A 17,269-nucleotide genomic window follows, 5' to 3' on the forward strand; every position below is an offset into this window, starting at 1 on the left:
TAAATTGCTTATTCTATTTTTCTTATTTTTGCTTAATAAACATAATCGTCACAGCAGTTAGTAACCCAACGATCAAAAAGAAAATGAATGTCGAGATATACTGTCCATTGGCTAATTCAACTAGTTTCCCAATAAGAGTTGGCGAAACAAAACCACCAAGAATACCACCTGTTGCCAATGTCCCATAGCTTGGAGCAAATTTTGCCCCTTCGAATATACGTAGTGGAATACTCATCATCGTAACAAATGAGATGATCAAAAAGAAATTCGCTAATCCCATTACGATCGAGAGTAAAACCAAATTGCCAATATAATAAGAGCCAAAGGCAGAAAGTGCACCTAAAATAGCTGTGATTGCCACTACCGCTTTCTCTTTATGCTGAAAATATTTTCCGACAACATAACTCCCACCAATCGAACCAATCAGCATAAATAAACCACCAACACTGCTGACCACTGCTGCACCATTCAAATCTAACCCACGTTCACCTGTCAGGAAACTTGGTACCCAACTGGATAATCCGTATAGCAAGCAATTGATAAAAAATGAACTTAGGAATAAAACCCAAACTCGAATATCTGACCAAACGACTAAAATAGAAACCTTATCAGTTTTTGTTGCAACCGCATCTGCTTTTTCTTTTGATTTTTCATTTCTTGGAATTGCAATGATCAGAAAAATCGCAATTGACACTGCCAATGCCGTCAAAATCATATAAGCATTCTTCCAACCAGCATTTGTAATGATTGGTGATAATGCCAATGGTCCAATAAATCCTGCTACACCAGAAGAGGATAACAAAATTCCTTGAGCAAATGTTCGTTTTTCAGGTGGGAAATTCATCGTAACTTCTTTACTCGCCGATGAGGCATAACCTGAATGGGCTAGTAGTCCAGTTAAAAAACGCAACGACATAAACATGATCAAGGACGTTCCAAATCCAAATAAAAATGAAAATAGCCCCATTCCCAATACTGAACCAATCAAAACAACTCTCGATCCTACTTTATTGATCACTAACCCCATCGGAATCTGCATGATAGCATACCCTAAGAAAAATGCACTCATGATCATTCCTTTTGCTGCTGGTTCTAATCCAAATTCAGCAGATATCGGGATCAATGAATACCCGACTGACAACTTGTCTATGTAGACCATCGTATAGCCTAAAAAGAGTGCAATCAACAACAACCCAGTTCTTTTTTTTCCACTTTTTTCCATAAATCCTCCTTAATAATTGAAAAGTGAGATGCGTTCTTTCACTTTTCCTCTATTTTGTGAATGTTCCATCCGTAAAGCCTAAGGCCGTAATGTGCAACATTCTATTTATTGTTCAAATAAATAAATAGTGTTACTTTAGTATAATATATTTTCCACCATAAAAGAAGAGGGAGATGAGAAAACAATGAATTTATCATTAACTAAAAAGCAAAAATTTTAACCATAAAAAAACACGTTTAAACAATAGTTTAAACATGCTCTTTAAAATTTAAACATCAAGGAAGCCATATCCCTAAAAATAGAAATAATAATCCGATAACAACCAATGTGAAAAAACCATACTTATTACGCATATTGATTCCTATTCCATATCCCACACGCTTAGGAATGAAGAAGCGAGACTCAGAAAAATAATATCCGTTTTCTTTTTTTGATTTAATGATTGATGGAATGGACAAAATAGGATAAGCAAGTAAAATCAACGAAATCATACTATTTAGTGTTCGATCCATGAAAAAACCTTCTTTCACACGTTTAAACTGAATAATTAGTGATAAATAGTAACACACAACTGTATCTGGAACGGCAAATTAAACGATACTGCCAGATTCCTACAACACTATTATAGCACCTAGATTTCCCAAATGCTTTACCTTTCTTCTTATTCAGTCACCTATTTTCGCTCTCATTCCACTCGCATTTATAGGCTTCATCATGACTATCTTGTCTAAACGAAGATCACATTTTTCTTTAAGTAACGCGACAAGTTCGACTTGGCTATAACTTTTGCTTCTTTTCCCAACAATAACAAGAAGTCTGCAGTACCGCAATATCTGACTTGTCAATCTGCTTTGTCCCTATGTTCGTCAACTTAGCTAAAAGGCTAAAGTGTATAGTTTGAGTCGATCGATTCGAAATCCCTTGTTCCATGAACGTTTTGATCTAAAGCAAATAAATACCAAAAACCATTAGTCCCATATAGTCCAATTTTAAAAATAAAGCATAAAAATGACAAAAAGCTGACGTGTTATTGTCCGTCAACTTTTTGTCTCTACTTATTTCATCAATACTTCTTTTTTATGCAGATATTCTTCTTCAGTGATATTTCCTTTAGCATATTCTTCATCCAGCACCTCAAAAGCGGAAGGATAAGCGGTATGTTGCGAATTGTTTTGATAAGGAGCGTTACTTGTTTCAACCGGCTGACTTGATTTATTTTTAAAAAAATAGACAGCTGCAATAATCAAAACCGCAATCAAAATCCACCAAGTAATCCCCATTGTGAACATACCACCTCTCATCATACTGCGAGCTCCGTTGACATAATTTGAACAATAATCCATTTCGACTCTCTCCTAACCTGTTTTTATCAAGTATAAAGATAATATATGTCGAAAGTGTGTCAAAAAAATAGCAACACTTTTTTATAGTTCAATATGTTTGATCAATTTTTGATAAGAAGCAAACGATGGATGCTTTGTTATTTCACCATTTTCAATAGCCAACTTCTGCTGATCAAGAATTGCTTTTGTCAAACCATCCGCAAAAGTAACAAAATCATTGTTTGTCTCTTCATTGTATTCCAAAGAAAAATATTTTGATTGTCGGTAATATTTTTTTAATTGATCTGCTACAATTTTGTCAGGTTGATCTGCAAAATATTCGTCATAACGTGCACTATCGATTTTCCCATCGGTGATAGTCAATTGGATTCTTCCAATTAAGCCATCGCCAAAATCCTCAGCATAACCAATATATTTGGTTTTAGACGGTTGTTTGATTTCATCGGACAACTCAGCTGCAATTGTCATCAATCCTTCTCTAGCAGTCGTCGACGAACCTTTAACTGTTTCAAAATTCCCAGTTACTCGATTTTCTTCACGCATCTGTCTTTCCACAAAAGTGATTCCATTGACTACCGTTACTAATGTCGTATCCGTCCTTGGATTTTGCGCTTGAAAGAAAGCATAATCAGAAAGACGTTTGTTCGCTCCCGCATATTTGGAAGCATAATAATTTTCAGCACCATATTCATTAAATTCAACATTAATAATTTTTGCGTTATCATCCGTCACAATTTCCACTATCCCTTTATTTCCTACATCGAAAAAGCCATCATTTGTAAAATAGTTTCCTTCCATTAAACCTAGTGGAGGACGATTTGACCAAAACATTTTCTTTAACTTCTCTTCATACGTATAAAGAGGTTTTGGATTAGATCCAAAGGTTGTTTGAGTTGCACCCGTGACAACATCATAACGATATTCAGTGTTCTCAAACGACAACTCATTAACTCCTTTTTTCTCCGTTTCTTCACTAGACGGCATGCTCTCTGATGAAGATGACTTAACGATTGCTGGTCTTAATGATGTACTTGATTCTGTCCCTTTTCTTTGATCTGGTTGACAAGCTGAAAGTCCAAACACACTACATACAATGAACATAGTGAATAACAGGCTTTTTTTCATTTATTTTCTCCTTTTGTTTCCTTTTTAAGTATTAAATCGATAGCCACTACCCCATATTGTTTCAATTGGGCTTTCTGATAATTTTCCTTTTTTTAGTTTTTCTCTAATTCGTCCAATATGTACGACCACTGTATAAATGTCAGTATCAAAGTCGTCCATATCCCAAACTTGACGAAAGAGCTGTTCTTTCATCCAAACGCGGTTCGGGTTTTCCATAAAAAAGAGCAATAGTTCAAATTCTTTCGTCGTAAAAATAATTTCTTCTCCTAAAACAAAAACTCTATGTGCACTCTTATCAATTCGGATTTGATTGATTTCTATAATATCATTGGCTGTGTCTGCTCCTGTTAACAACTGATAACGTTTAATATGAGCCTGAACACGTGCAACTAACTCACTTGGACTAAAGGGTTTCGTCATATAGTCATCCGCACCCAAACCAAGCCCTCTGACTTTATCAATATCTTCTTTCTTCGCAGAAACAATCATCAGAGGAATATTTTTTTTCTCTCGGATTCGACGACAAATTTCAAACCCATCCATGGATGGCAGCATAATATCGATCACAATCAAATCAAACGATTCGTTCAATGCCCGATTTAAACCAATCAATCCATCACACGCAATTTCGGCTTCCATATGATTGATTTCTAGGTAATCTTTTTGTAACTCCGCAATACTTTCATCATCTTCGATCAATAAAATACGTGATACTCCATTTGACATTAGTCGGTCCTCCTCAAGCTTTTTTTAATAAAATCGTAATAGTCGTTCCATGATGCAACCTACTTTCAATCGCAACTTGACCATCATGCATCTCAATAATTTGTTTAACGATAGCCAGTCCTAAGCCGCTCCCCCCAGTATTGGTTGGTCGTGCTTCTTCTCCTCGATAGAAATGATCAAAAACAAATGGCAGTTGTTCTGCTGAAATTCCCTGTCCATTATCAGAGACGCGGATTTCCACCATCTCCATTTTTTCAGATACTTCTAGTTGGATCAGCAGTGGGCGATCGGTAGCTTTGAATTTCAAGCTATTTTCAATCAAATTAATAAATACTCGATTCAACTGCATACGGTCAGCTGACACATAACTGTCTGATGCTTGTGGATTCACTAATTGAAGTGATACTTGATTGCCTTGAAGTTTAAATTCTTCAATGATATGGTTTAAAAACGCAGGAATATTGATTCGTTCAAAATGAAACGGCACTGCCTCAGCATCTAGTTTAGAATAAAGAAATAATTCTTCAATCAGTTCATTCAATGAGATTGCTTTTGTATGAATCGTTTGTAAATATTTAGCACGTTTTTCTGGAGAACCTGCAACACCATCTAATAATCCTTCTACATAGCCAATAATCGAAGTGATCGGGGTTTTTAGGTCATGAGAAATACTCGCAACAAGCTCTTTTCGATTATTTTCAAGCTTGACTTGTTCTTCTGTCGAATAAATCAACGCTTCTCGCATTTTTTCAAAATCATCTGTCAATTGTTTTACTTCCATCGCCGTTTGTTTGACTGGTTTAGCCATTGGCGCTTCTAATTGACCATTGCTGATCTCAGACATTCCAGCACCTAGCTGTTCTAGTGGTTGGATGATTGTTTTCTTCAATAAATGATTTAAGAAAAGTAAACCACCAACGGACACCAGTAAAATTGTCACGATGATCAGTACGCCCCATTTAGTCATAAATTCCAAAAAATTATTTTCTTTCGTTAAAACCAAAAGACTGCCCGGCATCTGATTGCTAAAATAAAAATCAAACTTCATATAGCGATACAAACGCCCAGCATTATCAATCGTTCCTCTTGTTTCAATATTGTTGGCATCAAATTTTGGAAAGTGAACAATCAATGATTTTTCTACTAAATCTTGAGAGTAATACGCGATATTTTCTTGTTTTCGAACAACAACACCTAATGACTCCTGTTCAAATTGGTGGATTGTCTGTTTCAATTCTTCTTTTGGGGCAAGTAATTGATCAGGATCAGCTTTAGCGATACCACGCAATTTGATATAGGCTAATTCTTCTTCTGGACTTAATGAGCGTTGTTCTGTAAAGCTTTTATATAAAGTTGCTGGGGTCGGTATTTTCCCTGTCGTTACATAAAAAACAATGCAAATAATTGAAAAAAGTGATAGACAAGCAATTGCAATGCCCCCAATATATGAAATGAGAAATCGTTTTTTTATCGTCATTTTCTTCTCCTTTGCTTCATTTATTGAGGACACTATTGCATTGCTTGACTTTTGCTCAAACATTTTAGAAACTAAATTCAGGGTTGAATTTGCCAGTATATGGTTCATGTTCTACAAATACCGTAATTTCATTATCAGCTTGATCTTTCCCCATACGTTTGTACGTAAATTTCTTACTGTTCAATTCTGTTAACTCTAACGCCGCACCATATTTATTTTGACCAATCGAGACATGGGTGCGGATTTTATTATGATTCAATACATCGAAGTAACCAAAGTCACCACGACTAACGCCTGTTTCTAAATTGAAAAATTCATATTGATTCGTATCTGCTGCAAATTTAGCTAAACTAATAAAGTTTTTGTTGAATTCTGTTACATCATTACCTGATTCATCAAGAACTTTGGTACCGTTCCACAAGGTTTTCCCTAAAATAGTCGCACCAGCAGTTTTGGTGTCAATTTTTCCTGTTGTTGTATCTAATGATTTCTCTTTTTCAGTAAATGCTAGCTTACGTTCATTATACGGGATATGTTCAACAAAAACATCTACTTCATTTCCAGCTTTGTCTTTGCCTTTTCTTGTGTAAGTGAATTTTTTATTTGTCAGTTCAGTCAACCCAACAACAGCTTGATAATTCATTGTTTCTGAAATAAGAATTCTCTTTGTCCCATCATTAGTAATGAAAAATGAGCCACGATCGCCTCGGCTCTCTCCTGTTTGCGCATCGAAAAATTCATAGCGTCCTGTTTCAGCATCATATTTTGCTAATCCGATAAAGTTCGCATTTTCTGCAGTCAAGTCATTATTGTCTTTGTCATAAACTTTCGTCCCTTGCCAATTGGTTTTACCTAAGATTTTATTTAATGTATCCCCTTTGGTTTTGCTATTCTCTTTTTTCGCTTGTTCAGTTTTCTGCTGACTACTTTCTTTTGTCCCTAACGTTTCTTGTGTGCCAACACTACATCCTGCTAATAGTAAAACTAAACTTGAAACTCCTACAATGATTTTTTTATTATTCATGATTTCTTGCTCCCTCCTGTAATTAGCGATAACTTTTTATTGCTTATCTTTAGTATAAAGAGGGTAAATAAACTAGGGCTAACAAGAAAATAAACAAATTATAAACTTTTATTAGACAATAAAAAAAGCATAAGCAAAACTAAAAATTAGTTTTGTTTATGCTTTCAATTGCTTTAAGCTACAGTTGTTTTTGGTAAGTTTTCATAGAAAACAGCTTTTGTTGCAGTAATATAAGGTGTCAACCATAGATAGCCGATTCCTAACGTTAACATTGCTAGGATATGCCAGCCAATAAAACTCAAGTCTAATAAGAACAATTGTCCTTTATAGCCTTTCATAAGCTGTCTACTACGTGTAATCGAACTTAAAAATCCTGGTCGTTCACCCGTTTCTTCGTAGGCATCATAATAAACAAAATACGTTTGTGAGTAAGAATAGACTTTGATGATTCCAGGAATAATTAACAGTAATGACCATAATGTAATAAACACAAACATTAAAGCATAAACAGCGATTATACCTAAAATAACAGGCCCTGCAAAGCCACGAAAAGCATCTGAAAATGGACGGATTTCTTGTCTTTTTCCTCTATAAATATCTAAGAAAGTCCACGAAATTCCTGCACTGAAAAGAGCCCCAATGATTCCGCCAAGAAAACCACTACCGCCACCACCGCCAGAGTTTCCTTCGTATTCTGCAGTACTATTTAGGAAATCTGGATTATTTTGAGCAAATGTTAGAATAGGGATGATTAGTAAAATAAATAACAAAAGTACAATTGCAATTGAAACTAATGTTGGTACAAGACACATCAACAAACTATCTTTCCAGCGTCCACGCAAAATTTCTTTTGCTTCACTTTTTAATTCAGTTCTCGTTTTCATAAAATTTTCCTCCTTTCATTTCATTATAATTAGTATAACAAATAAATCAGCTTAAAAAAAAACATATGCATTTAAACCGTGTTGGTGAAATACTAGTCCTTGAATTTGTAGTATAGCCTGTTTTACGTTTCAATAAAACACTGATAGTTCTATTTGTAAATCAAGGATGCTATACTTTGTTCAAGTCAATATTTCGTTTCTTTAGCAACTTTATAAAACAGTATTTACAGCGCTATTTTTACGAAGCAAGCTACGCTTTCCCTCTATTTAACAGTATGCAAGCTATGCTTTCTTGATTAGAACAACATCTCTCTCTACAATGAAGATACATCAACGAAAGGAACTTAGACTATGGAATTTGGAGATAAGATTAAGGAGTTAAGAACAAAAAATCAACTGACACAAGAAAAATTTGCAATTTGTTTGAATGTCACAAGGCAAGCCGTATCAAATTGGGAAAATAATCGAAACCTACCCGACCTTGAATTATTGATTCTGATTTCTAGTATTTTTCATATTTCGCTTGATGAATTGATTTTGGGAGGAACTAATGTGAATAATATGACCGAAAAACTAATTAAGGATAGCAGTAAAACAAGACGTGCAAAACTAAATATGATCACAACCTTAATTGGAAGTTTTCTATTGTTTTTTGGTGTTGCTTGTCTCTTCATCAAGATGAACTCAGTGGAATATATTGACACATCAGGTAAACTACAGGAAAACTTTTACCTTTTACCGCTTGGATTTCTTTTTATTTTTGTAGGAATCATCGTTTTTTTAGTAACAGGAATCAGATTCATTGTGGAGATAGTTCGTACTAGGACAAAAGGAGAATAATCAATAAGTGTCTGGGACATAACTCTGCGAGTTATATCCCAGACACCTAGCATCCGAAAAAATAGTGGGAGCAAATGGTCCTCGTTGCTTCGAGGATCGGAGTGAAACGAGAACCGTAGAGGCAGAAGCAACTCCTTCGGAAATAAGCTGAAATTGCTGTAAAACACAACGAGGCACGAGTTGATGTTGTACAGTACCTACTTGGTTCTCGAAGTTGAATACTTCTGTCCCAACCTCTTGCTTTATTCTATCTATAATAAACGTTTGATCCAATCGAATTTTTTCTGATCGTAAGGAGGATAAATCAATTTTGCCATTGAATCCTTTCGCCCATAAACAACTGATTTCTTATGAGAGAATGTTTCAATACTGTATTTCCCGTGATAATTCCCTATACCTGATGCGCCAACTCCTCCAAAAGGTAAATCATCATTTGCTACATGGAGAATCGTTTGATTGATCCCTCCACCACCAAAAGAAAGCTCATGTAACATTTGTTTTTGAACGGTTCTGTCATCTGAAAATAAATACAATGCTAATGGTTTTTCCCCATCTTTAACGAATTTGATTGCTTCACTTAACTCCTGATATGTGCAAATTGGCAAGAGCGGACCAAATAATTCTTCTTCCATCAATCCATTCTCACGCGTTAATTCAATATCAAATAAAGTAGGTGCTACAAATCTTGTTTTCTGATCGTACTCACCTCCGTAAATAAGCGAGTCGCGATTGTCTTCAATCAATTGAATAAAGTTATCGATTGCTCCGCCTTGAACAATGCGACCATAATCTGGATTATCTTGAATCGTCTGGCCATAAAATTCGATGATTTTTTCTTTCAAGGCTTTAATCAACTGTTTTTTGACTTTTATATCTACTAAAACATAATCCGTTGCAATACATGTTTGTCCTGTATTAAGCAATTTGCTCCATATAATGCGTTCAGCTGCTATTTCGATGTCTGCCTGCTCCGTAACGATTGCTGGGCTTTTCCCCCCAAGTTCTAAGACAACAGGTGTTAAATTTTTCGCCGCAGCTTCCATCACAATTTTTCCAACTTTTGTGCTTCCAGTAAAAAAGATAAAATCCATCTGTTCTTTTAAAACAGAGGCATTATCTATAGAATTTGGGGATAATACTTTTACATATTGTTCATCGAATGTTTCTCCTAAAACCGCACCAATCACGGCCGCTACATTTGGTGTTTTTGATGATGGTTTGACAATTGCACAGTTCCCCGCTGCAAGAGCACCAATCAATGGAACGAATGTCAGTTGAAGCGGATAATTGAACGGCCCAATAATATAAACCGTCCCAAACGGTTCTAAAAAAACCATATTTTTATTTAGTAAAGACGAAATAGCTCTTGGTTTATTTACAGGTTTAGTCCATTTATCAATATTTTTTAGCATGTCTTTAATAGCAGAAAGAACTAGACCTAATTCAGTTGCATACACTTCAGCTTTAGGCTTTTTAAGGTCTTTTTCAAAAGCCCAATAGAAATCTTCTTCATGTTTTTTTACATTTATTAATAGCTGTTCCAGTTTTTCTTTTCTATACGAGATTGATTTTGTTTGGTTTGAATCAAAAAAGGTGCGTTGCTTTTTCATAATTGCTTGGAGATCTGATTTGTTCATGATGTATCCTCCTCGTTTTCTTTTAAGTATAGCACCGATTTTTTTGTTTGAATAATAGAAAACTGCCTTTATTCATTTATCACTCTTTCTAAAATCCATGGACGTGCTGTTCCTTCTGCACCAGTTTGTGTCGAAGATGTGTTGAGTATTATTTGTGCCTCTTCATGCTTGGTAAAAATGTATTTGGTCGTCTTGCTTTCATCTATATAAACTAATGCGGAATTTCCCTTTTCAGCTGTTAGCGGAATTGTTTCAACCTCTTTAAACTCCGCAGTTTCGCTTAGCAATACGTCTATTTTAGTTGAATCAAATGTTGCTTTAATCTCAAAATATCCTGGATGATCTGGTTCAACTGACTTCCATCTTCCTAATAGGTTTTCTTTGGTTAGTATTCGTTGTTTTTTTAACATTATTGGCGCTAAATCTCCACCTGTGATCAGTTCTTTACCAGTTTGCTTCACTTCATAATGAGGTAAAACGGTGATACCGTCCTTATTTACTTCAAAAATATAGTGGAAGCTTTTATCTTTCTCTTGATGGGTAAATACTCTATTCTCTTCGGTATACTCAATTTCAAGTTCTTCTGAGTTAAAGCACAACTTTTTATCCTCGTAAGAAATTTCATAATTGCCATAGTCGTAGCTATTGGCTACCCAAGAGCCTGGTAAGCTCTCTACTAATTGTTGATCGATTTCATTTTTAGACTCTTCTGTCGGCATTTTTTTAGCACTACAAGACGCTAAAAAAATTGAGATAGCAACTAGAAATAACCCCTTTAAACTATTTTTCATTTTATCCCCAACTCCTTTAAAATGTGGCTTCATTTATTAAGTATACCTGAACACAGTAGATTCTTAAATATGTAAAAAAAACTCCTCTTGCCTAAACAAGAGGAGTTTTTACGTATGAGTATAAGGAGAAAAGATTAAAAATCAGTTGTCCCTTTTTGCTTTATAATCAACTAAAATTATTTGTTTTTTAGGTTGTAGAAAGATTTCAAGCCTTTGTATTCAGCAACTTCGCCTAATTGGTCTTCAATTCTTAATAATTGGTTGTATTTAGCAATACGGTCTGTACGGCTTAATGAACCAGTTTTGATTTGACCAGCGTTTGTTGCAACAGCGATATCAGAGATTGTTGAATCTTCTGTTTCACCTGAACGGTGAGATACAACTGCAGTATAGCCAGCTTCTTTAGCCATTTCGATTGCTTCGAATGTTTCAGTCAAAGTACCGATTTGGTTTACTTTGATAAGGATTGAGTTCGCGATTCCTTTTTCAATCCCTTCAGCTAATTTAGTTGTATTTGTAACGAACAAATCATCACCAACTAATTGAACTTTGTCGCCTAAAGCAACTGTTAATTTTTTGAAACCATCCCAGTCATTTTCATCTAATCCATCTTCGATTGAGATGATTGGGTATTTCGCACATAATTCTTCGTAGAATGCGATCATTTCTTCAGTTGTTTTTTCGCCTTCGCCTGAATCAGCTAAAACGTAAACACCTTTTTCTTTATCGTAGAATTCAGAAGAAGCAGCATCCATAGCAAGAACGATATCTTTACCAGGTACATAGCCAGCTTTTTCGATTGCTTCGATGATTACTTCAAAACCTTCTTCGTTAGAACCAAGGTTAGGAGCGAATCCACCTTCGTCACCTACAGAAGTAGCTAAGCCGCGTGCTTTTAAAATTCCAGCTAATGCATGGAACACTTCCGCACCGTAACGTAGAGCTTCTTTGAATGTAGGAGCGCCTACAGGCATGATCATGAATTCTTGGAAGTCGATACTGTTGTCAGCATGAGATCCACCATTGATGATGTTCATCATTGGAGTTGGCAATACTTTAGTATTGAATCCGCCTAAGTAGTGGTATAAAGGTACTTCTAGGTAATCAGCAGCAGCACGAGCTACAGCGATTGAAACACCAAGAATAGCGTTTGCGCCTAATTTACCTTTGTTAGGAGTTCCATCTAAATCGATCATTGCTTTGTCGATAGCCATTTGGTCACGTACATCGTAGCCAATGATTGCTTCAGCGATGATGTTATTAACGTTGTCAACTGCTTTAACAACCCCTTTACCTAAGTAACGAGATTTGTCGCCATCACGTAATTCAACCGCTTCGTATTCACCAGTTGAAGCTCCAGATGGAACCATTCCACGACCAAAAGCACCGCTTTCAGTGTATACTTCTACTTCGATTGTTGGGTTACCGCGAGAGTCTAAGACTTCGCGTGCATAAACATCAGTAATAATTGACATGTTTTGTCTCTCCTTTGAGTTTGTTTTATACTAAGGGGATTCGATTCCCTTAATTATGATTGTAGTGAATAAACGCGCGCTATGCAAACATTTTTTGCATAATTCATAGATTATTCAATGAAACTTCGATTAATTGCGTATATTGTTATAAGACGTGATTATTTAACGGCATCTAACAATGCTAAGAATGAATCAGCTTCTAAGCTTGCTCCACCGACTAAAGCACCATCAACGTTTTCTTTTGCCATATATTCAGCAATGTTTTCAGGTTTTACAGAACCGCCGTATTGAATACGTACAGCATCTGATACTTCTTTACCGTATAATTTTTCTACAGTTGAACGTACAACGCCACAGATTTCATCTGCAATGTTAGCATCAGCAGATTTACCAGTTCCGATTGCCCAAATTGGTTCATAAGCAATAACCATTGAAGATACTTGCTCATTTGATAAACCAACTAAACCGTTTGTGATTTGGCTTTCGATCCATTCAGCCGTTTTACCAGCTTCATACGTTTCTAAAGATTCACCACAACAGAAGATTGGCGTCATGTTGTTTGCAAAAATTGCTTTTGCTTTTTTGTTGATGTCTTCATCTGTTTCGTGGAAATATTCACGACGCTCAGAGTGACCAATGATTACATAGTCAACACCTAAATCAGCAAGTGCTGCTGGAGATGTTTCGCCAGTGAATGCACCTGAGTTTTCCCAGTAGCAGTTTTGTGCAGAGATTTTTAATTCAGTTCCTTTAGCAGCTTCTACTAATTCTTGTAAGAATAAAGCTGGAGAACCGATAACAGAATCTACTGAACTATTTGCAGGAATTTTTGTTTTTACTGCTTCTGCAAAAGCTTTCGTTTCTGAAGCCGTTTTGTTCATTTTCCAGTTACCAGCAATAATTGGTTTACGCATGGAAAAGCACATCCTTTTCTTTTTTGTGGTATGGATCGGTCGAACCAATCCAGTTTCACAAGCCAGATCTTTTTGGTATTACTGAAGATCTAAATGGCTTGTTCAATTTTTTACTTATCGTTGATTGCTGCTAGACCAGGTAATTCTTTACCTTCTAGTAATTCTAAGCTTGCGCCTCCACCAGTTGAGATGTGAGTGAATTTGTCAGCAAAACCTAATTGGATTGCAGCTGCAGCAGAGTCTCCGCCACCAATGATTGTTGTTGCATCTTCTAAGTTAGCAATTGCTTCACATACACCGATTGTACCCTTAGCAAAGTTGCTCATTTCGAATACGCCCATTGGTCCATTCCAAACGACTGTTTTTGCTCCTGCTAATTCTTTAGAGAACAATTCAATAGATTTAGGACCAATGTCTAAGCCCATGTATCCTTCAGGTACAGCTTCTCCGTCAGTGATAACCGTTTCAACATCATTACTGAATTCATTAGCACATACTGAATCGATTGGTAATACTAGTTTGTCACCAGCTTTTTCGATCAATTCTTTTGCTAAAGCAACTTTATCTTCTTCAACAAGTGAGTTGCCGATTTCGATCCCTTTTGCTTTATAGAATGTGTAAGTCATTCCGCCGCCGATAAGAATTTTATCAGCTTTAGAAATCAAGTTTTCGATAACACCGATTTTGTCTGAGACTTTTGCGCCACCTAAGATAGCAACAAATGGACGTTTTGGTGCAGTTACTGCTTCACCAACGAATTTGATTTCTTTTTCCATTAAGAATCCAGCAACTGTTGGAATACCAGTTGATGCAATTCCTACGTTAGAAGCGTGGGCACGATGAGCCGTACCAAATGCATCATTCACAAATACATCGCCTAAAGAAGCCCAGTATTTACCTAATTCAGCATCATTTCCGCTTTCTTTTTTACCATCGATATCTTCAAAACGAGTGTTTTCAAACACTAAAACGTCGCCGTCTTTCATGTTGTTAACAGCTGTTTCTAGTTCAGTTCCACGAGTTTCAGGAACGAATGTTACTGGTTTACCCAATAATTCGCCTAAACGCTCTGCTACTGGTTTTAATGATTTGCCAGCTTTATCTTCTTCAGTTTTCACACGACCTAAGTGAGAAAATAGAATTGCTTTTCCGCCATTTTCGATAACATATTGGATCGTTGGTAGTGCAGCTACGATACGGTTATCATTTGTAATAACGCCATCTTTCAAAGGCACATTAAAATCGACGCGGACAAGTACTTTTTTATCTTTTAAGTCTACATCTTTGATTGTCTTTTTAGCCATTATGGAGTACTCCTATCTATAAAAAGTTTTTAGGTATTTTATAAAAATGAAGGGACAACAGTTTCTTTCAAAACTCTTGTACTGTTCATCATCAGTTCATTTCATTCACTTTAATTCAAAACAAAAGCGGAGAAGCGCGATGCTTCCCCGCTTATTATTTCACAGTTGTTCAAATTCCACTACTAGTAAGAATGAATCTTATAAGTTAGCGAAGTACTCTAAAGTACGAACTAATTGTGCAGTATAAGACATTTCGTTGTCATACCAAGCAACAGTTTTCACTAATTGTTGATCGCCAACAGTCATTACTTTAGTTTGAGTAGCATCGAATAATGAACCGAAAGTCATACCTACGATATCAGAAGATACGATTTGATCTTCGTTGTATCCGTAAGATTCGTTAGCTGCTTTAGCCATAACTTCGTTTACTTCTTCAACCGTTACTTTTTTGTCAAGAACTGTTACTAATTCAGTTAATGAACCAGTTGCTACAGGAACACGTTGAGCAGCTCCGTCTAATTTACCATTTAATTCAGGAATAACTAGACCGATAGCTTTAGCAGCACCAGTAGTGTTAGGTACGATGTTTTCTGCTGCAGCGCGTGCACGACGGAAGTCTCCACCAGGGTGAGGTCCATCAAGAGTCATTTGGTCACCTGTATAAGCGTGGATTGTAGTCATAAGACCTTCAACAACACCAAAGTTGTCTTGTAAAGCTTTAGCCATAGGAGCTAAACAGTTAGTTGTACATGAAGCACCTGAGATAACTGTTTCTTTACCTGTTAAGATATCGTGGTTAGTGTTGTAAACGATTGTTGGTACGTCATTTCCGCCTGGAGCAGAGATAACAACACGTTTAGCACCAGCTTTTAAGTGTAATTCAGCTTTTTCTTTTGAAGTGAAGAATCCAGTACATTCAAGAACGATGTCTACGCCTAATTCGCCCCATGGTAATTCTTCTGGGTTGCGGTTAGCAAGAACTTTAACTTCTTTACCGTTAACGTTGAAAGATCCATCATGAACTTCAACAGTTCCGTTGAAACGACCTTGAGTTGTGTCATATTTTAACAAGTGAGCCAACATTTTAGCATCTGTTAAATCGTTGATTGCTACTACTTCGATTCCTGCTACATCTTGGATACGACGGAATGCTAAGCGTCCGATACGTCCAAATCCATTAATACCTACTTTAACTGTCATTAAAGATTTCCTCCTTATGAAAATCAAAAATTTTTTTATTTTAAAGGGTTACCCCTTTTAAAATCTCATTTGCAGCAGCTTCATCTGTGATGAGCCACGTTTGTTTTGGTGCATTTTTCATATAAGCGCGGATTGCTTTGGCTTTAGATTTACCACCTGCAATTGCAACGACATTGGGGATTTTTTGTACATCCTTTAACTGAAGTCCAATTCGAGGAATTTTGTAAACAACTTCGCCCTCTTCATCAAAGAAATACCCAAAAGATTCAGCAACAGCATTGTTCTGCTTTAACATGACCATTTCGTCATCTGACATCTTACGACGTGCTGCCATATGCAACGCGCGTCCAATACTGTGAACAACACAATTGCTCTGTTCAATCAGTGTCAATACTTCTTGGATCGAAGGTTCTTGCAGTAGTGAATTATATGTTTCAAGACTTAATTGTTCTGGAACATACAATGCTCTATGGTGTCCTCCGGTTTTGCTTGCCATTACAGCACTGACCGAATTTGCTTGAACAGTCATTGCTTCACCAATTCCGCCTCTAGCTGGAACAAACAGATTATGTCGTTTTTCCGATTCTAGTGAGCCCATATATTCTGCAGTCATCGCCATTGTTGTCCCGCCCATCACTGCAATAATATTACGTCCTTCAGGTAAAAGCAAATCCAACGAATCGGTCAAAATATCCCCGAATTCATATAAAACTTTATCCTGATTGTCACTATTACCAGCTACAACGATACAACGTTTGATTCCAAAATATTGACTGATTTCTTTTTCGACTTGATGCATACCTAGTAATTGATTCATCATTGTTTCTAAACCTTGATAAACACCTAGGCCTTTCTCTGTTAAAGTCATTCCGCTTTTAGAAGTTTCTATCAATTGAAGATTTTTCAAAAAGTCTGTCTCAGTTCTCAAGACCCTTTCTGTTATTCCCATACTATCAGATAGACTTCTACGTCCAATAGGCTGCATCCAGTATATATTACGAAGAATATGAAACCTTTCCTGCATTACATCGAGCAAATCTGGAGCAACTGCTTCAATCATTTTTAATTCATCTAGCATGATGCGCTCCTTCGTTGGTCTAAAAACGTCCAAGTGAGACTTAAAACGACCTATGAACTTTAAAAAAATAGGATTGATGTTCTTCTTTTTCATTGTTAAATTCTTTAACAGTCTTAAAAGCGTCCCTCAATCTTACATACATAGTTTAACAGTTTTCATTCTTCTTTTCAAGAAAAAGAGATTATTTTTTTGAAATTATCAATCTGTTAAATAGAATTAATCCATTATG

At 36.2% G+C, this 17,269-nt stretch carries 16 protein-coding genes; 1 reads left to right on the forward strand and 15 read right to left on the reverse strand.

Annotation, left to right across the window (positions count from 1 at the left end; all coding sequences use genetic code 11):
• Positions 1-22 precede the first annotated feature (22 nt).
• The 8 genes from I586_RS04915 to I586_RS04950 form a co-directional block, all read right to left on the reverse strand.
• On the reverse strand, positions 23-1,222 hold the full coding sequence (locus I586_RS04915; RefSeq protein ID WP_010764268.1) for an MFS transporter: 1,200 nt from the start codon (positions 1,220-1,222) through the stop codon (positions 23-25).
• A 275-nt stretch (positions 1,223-1,497) separates the two neighbouring features.
• Positions 1,498-1,734: a hypothetical protein gene (locus I586_RS04920; RefSeq protein WP_010764267.1), complete on the reverse strand. Its 237-nt coding sequence runs from the start codon at positions 1,732-1,734 to the stop codon at positions 1,498-1,500.
• A 543-nt stretch (positions 1,735-2,277) separates the two neighbouring features.
• A complete protein-coding gene (locus I586_RS04925; RefSeq protein WP_010764266.1) occupies positions 2,278-2,565 on the reverse strand; it encodes an SHOCT domain-containing protein in 288 nt (95 codons plus the stop codon).
• Between the two features lie 81 nt (positions 2,566-2,646).
• On the reverse strand, positions 2,647-3,690 hold the full coding sequence (locus tag I586_RS04930; RefSeq protein ID WP_010764265.1) for a hypothetical protein: 1,044 nt from the start codon (positions 3,688-3,690) through the stop codon (positions 2,647-2,649).
• A 24-nt stretch (positions 3,691-3,714) separates the two neighbouring features.
• Positions 3,715-4,416, reverse strand: a complete 702-nt coding sequence (locus I586_RS04935; protein ID WP_010764264.1) for a response regulator transcription factor — start codon at positions 4,414-4,416, stop codon at positions 3,715-3,717.
• Between the two features lie 13 nt (positions 4,417-4,429).
• On the reverse strand, positions 4,430-5,893 hold the full coding sequence (locus I586_RS04940; protein ID WP_010764263.1) for a sensor histidine kinase: 1,464 nt from the start codon (positions 5,891-5,893) through the stop codon (positions 4,430-4,432).
• A 64-nt stretch (positions 5,894-5,957) separates the two neighbouring features.
• Positions 5,958-6,917: a DUF4822 domain-containing protein gene (locus I586_RS04945; protein WP_010764262.1), complete on the reverse strand. Its 960-nt coding sequence runs from the start codon at positions 6,915-6,917 to the stop codon at positions 5,958-5,960.
• Positions 6,918-7,090: 173 nt separating this feature from the next.
• Positions 7,091-7,801 (reverse strand): DUF975 family protein, encoded by a 711-nt coding sequence (locus tag I586_RS04950; protein WP_010764261.1) that lies wholly within the window; start codon positions 7,799-7,801, stop codon positions 7,091-7,093.
• A 351-nt stretch (positions 7,802-8,152) separates the two neighbouring features.
• Here I586_RS04950 and I586_RS04955 point away from each other — a divergent pair, with 351 nt between their 5' ends.
• Complete coding sequence (locus tag I586_RS04955) at positions 8,153-8,641, forward strand: DUF3955 domain-containing protein (RefSeq protein WP_010764260.1); 489 nt, start codon at positions 8,153-8,155, stop codon at positions 8,639-8,641.
• Positions 8,642-8,892: 251 nt separating this feature from the next.
• Here the strand turns inward: I586_RS04955 and I586_RS04965 are convergent, their stop codons facing one another.
• The 7 genes from I586_RS04965 to I586_RS04995 all read right to left on the reverse strand — a co-directional run bounded on the left by I586_RS04965 (position 8,893) and on the right by I586_RS04995 (position 17,040).
• Positions 8,893-10,278, reverse strand: coding sequence for an aldehyde dehydrogenase family protein (locus tag I586_RS04965; RefSeq protein ID WP_010764259.1), 1,386 nt, complete (start codon positions 10,276-10,278; stop codon positions 8,893-8,895).
• A gap of 68 nt (positions 10,279-10,346) precedes the next feature.
• On the reverse strand, positions 10,347-11,069 hold the full coding sequence (locus I586_RS04970; RefSeq protein WP_010764258.1) for a hypothetical protein: 723 nt from the start codon (positions 11,067-11,069) through the stop codon (positions 10,347-10,349).
• 176 nt (positions 11,070-11,245) lie between these two features.
• Complete coding sequence (eno, locus tag I586_RS04975) at positions 11,246-12,544, reverse strand: phosphopyruvate hydratase (protein ID WP_010763068.1); 1,299 nt, start codon at positions 12,542-12,544, stop codon at positions 11,246-11,248.
• Positions 12,545-12,702: 158 nt separating this feature from the next.
• Positions 12,703-13,458, reverse strand: a complete 756-nt coding sequence (gene tpiA, locus I586_RS04980; protein WP_010764257.1) for a triose-phosphate isomerase — start codon at positions 13,456-13,458, stop codon at positions 12,703-12,705.
• Positions 13,459-13,568: 110 nt separating this feature from the next.
• Positions 13,569-14,762 carry a phosphoglycerate kinase gene (locus I586_RS04985; protein ID WP_010764256.1) on the reverse strand — a complete coding sequence of 398 codons (1,194 nt, stop codon included), beginning with the start codon at positions 14,760-14,762 and terminating at the stop codon, positions 13,569-13,571.
• A 198-nt stretch (positions 14,763-14,960) separates the two neighbouring features.
• On the reverse strand, positions 14,961-15,962 hold the full coding sequence (gap, locus tag I586_RS04990; RefSeq protein WP_010764255.1) for a type I glyceraldehyde-3-phosphate dehydrogenase: 1,002 nt from the start codon (positions 15,960-15,962) through the stop codon (positions 14,961-14,963).
• 40 nt (positions 15,963-16,002) lie between these two features.
• Positions 16,003-17,040 (reverse strand): sugar-binding transcriptional regulator, encoded by a 1,038-nt coding sequence (locus I586_RS04995; protein WP_010764254.1) that lies wholly within the window; start codon positions 17,038-17,040, stop codon positions 16,003-16,005.
• Positions 17,041-17,269 lie beyond the last annotated feature (229 nt).

This window comes from Enterococcus moraviensis ATCC BAA-383, assembly GCF_000407445.1.
GTDB classification, from domain to species: Bacteria; Bacillota; Bacilli; order Lactobacillales; family Enterococcaceae; genus Enterococcus_L; species Enterococcus_L moraviensis.

What these genes read in the sequence shown, in the direction of transcription:
- I586_RS04915 (WP_010764268.1), bottom strand. Translation starts at nt 1,222, where the DNA reads ATGGAAAAAAGTGGAAAAAAAAGAACTGGGTTGTTGTTGATTGCACTC.
- I586_RS04920 (WP_010764267.1), bottom strand. Translation starts at nt 1,734, where the DNA reads ATGGATCGAACACTAAATAGTATGATTTCGTTGATTTTACTTGCTTAT.
- I586_RS04925 (WP_010764266.1), bottom strand. Translation starts at nt 2,565, where the DNA reads ATGGATTATTGTTCAAATTATGTCAACGGAGCTCGCAGTATGATGAGA.
- I586_RS04930 (WP_010764265.1), bottom strand. Translation starts at nt 3,690, where the DNA reads ATGAAAAAAAGCCTGTTATTCACTATGTTCATTGTATGTAGTGTGTTT.
- I586_RS04935 (WP_010764264.1), bottom strand. Translation starts at nt 4,416, where the DNA reads ATGTCAAATGGAGTATCACGTATTTTATTGATCGAAGATGATGAAAGT.
- I586_RS04940 (WP_010764263.1), bottom strand. Translation starts at nt 5,893, where the DNA reads ATGACGATAAAAAAACGATTTCTCATTTCATATATTGGGGGCATTGCA.
- I586_RS04945 (WP_010764262.1), bottom strand. Translation starts at nt 6,917, where the DNA reads ATGAATAATAAAAAAATCATTGTAGGAGTTTCAAGTTTAGTTTTACTA.
- I586_RS04950 (WP_010764261.1), bottom strand. Translation starts at nt 7,801, where the DNA reads ATGAAAACGAGAACTGAATTAAAAAGTGAAGCAAAAGAAATTTTGCGT.
- I586_RS04955 (WP_010764260.1), top strand. Translation starts at nt 8,153, where the DNA reads ATGGAATTTGGAGATAAGATTAAGGAGTTAAGAACAAAAAATCAACTG.
- I586_RS04965 (WP_010764259.1), bottom strand. Translation starts at nt 10,278, where the DNA reads ATGAACAAATCAGATCTCCAAGCAATTATGAAAAAGCAACGCACCTTT.
- I586_RS04970 (WP_010764258.1), bottom strand. Translation starts at nt 11,069, where the DNA reads ATGAAAAATAGTTTAAAGGGGTTATTTCTAGTTGCTATCTCAATTTTT.
- eno (WP_010763068.1), bottom strand. Translation starts at nt 12,544, where the DNA reads ATGTCAATTATTACTGATGTTTATGCACGCGAAGTCTTAGACTCTCGC.
- tpiA (WP_010764257.1), bottom strand. Translation starts at nt 13,458, where the DNA reads ATGCGTAAACCAATTATTGCTGGTAACTGGAAAATGAACAAAACGGCT.
- I586_RS04985 (WP_010764256.1), bottom strand. Translation starts at nt 14,762, where the DNA reads ATGGCTAAAAAGACAATCAAAGATGTAGACTTAAAAGATAAAAAAGTA.
- gap (WP_010764255.1), bottom strand. Translation starts at nt 15,962, where the DNA reads ATGACAGTTAAAGTAGGTATTAATGGATTTGGACGTATCGGACGCTTA.
- I586_RS04995 (WP_010764254.1), bottom strand. Translation starts at nt 17,040, where the DNA reads ATGCTAGATGAATTAAAAATGATTGAAGCAGTTGCTCCAGATTTGCTC.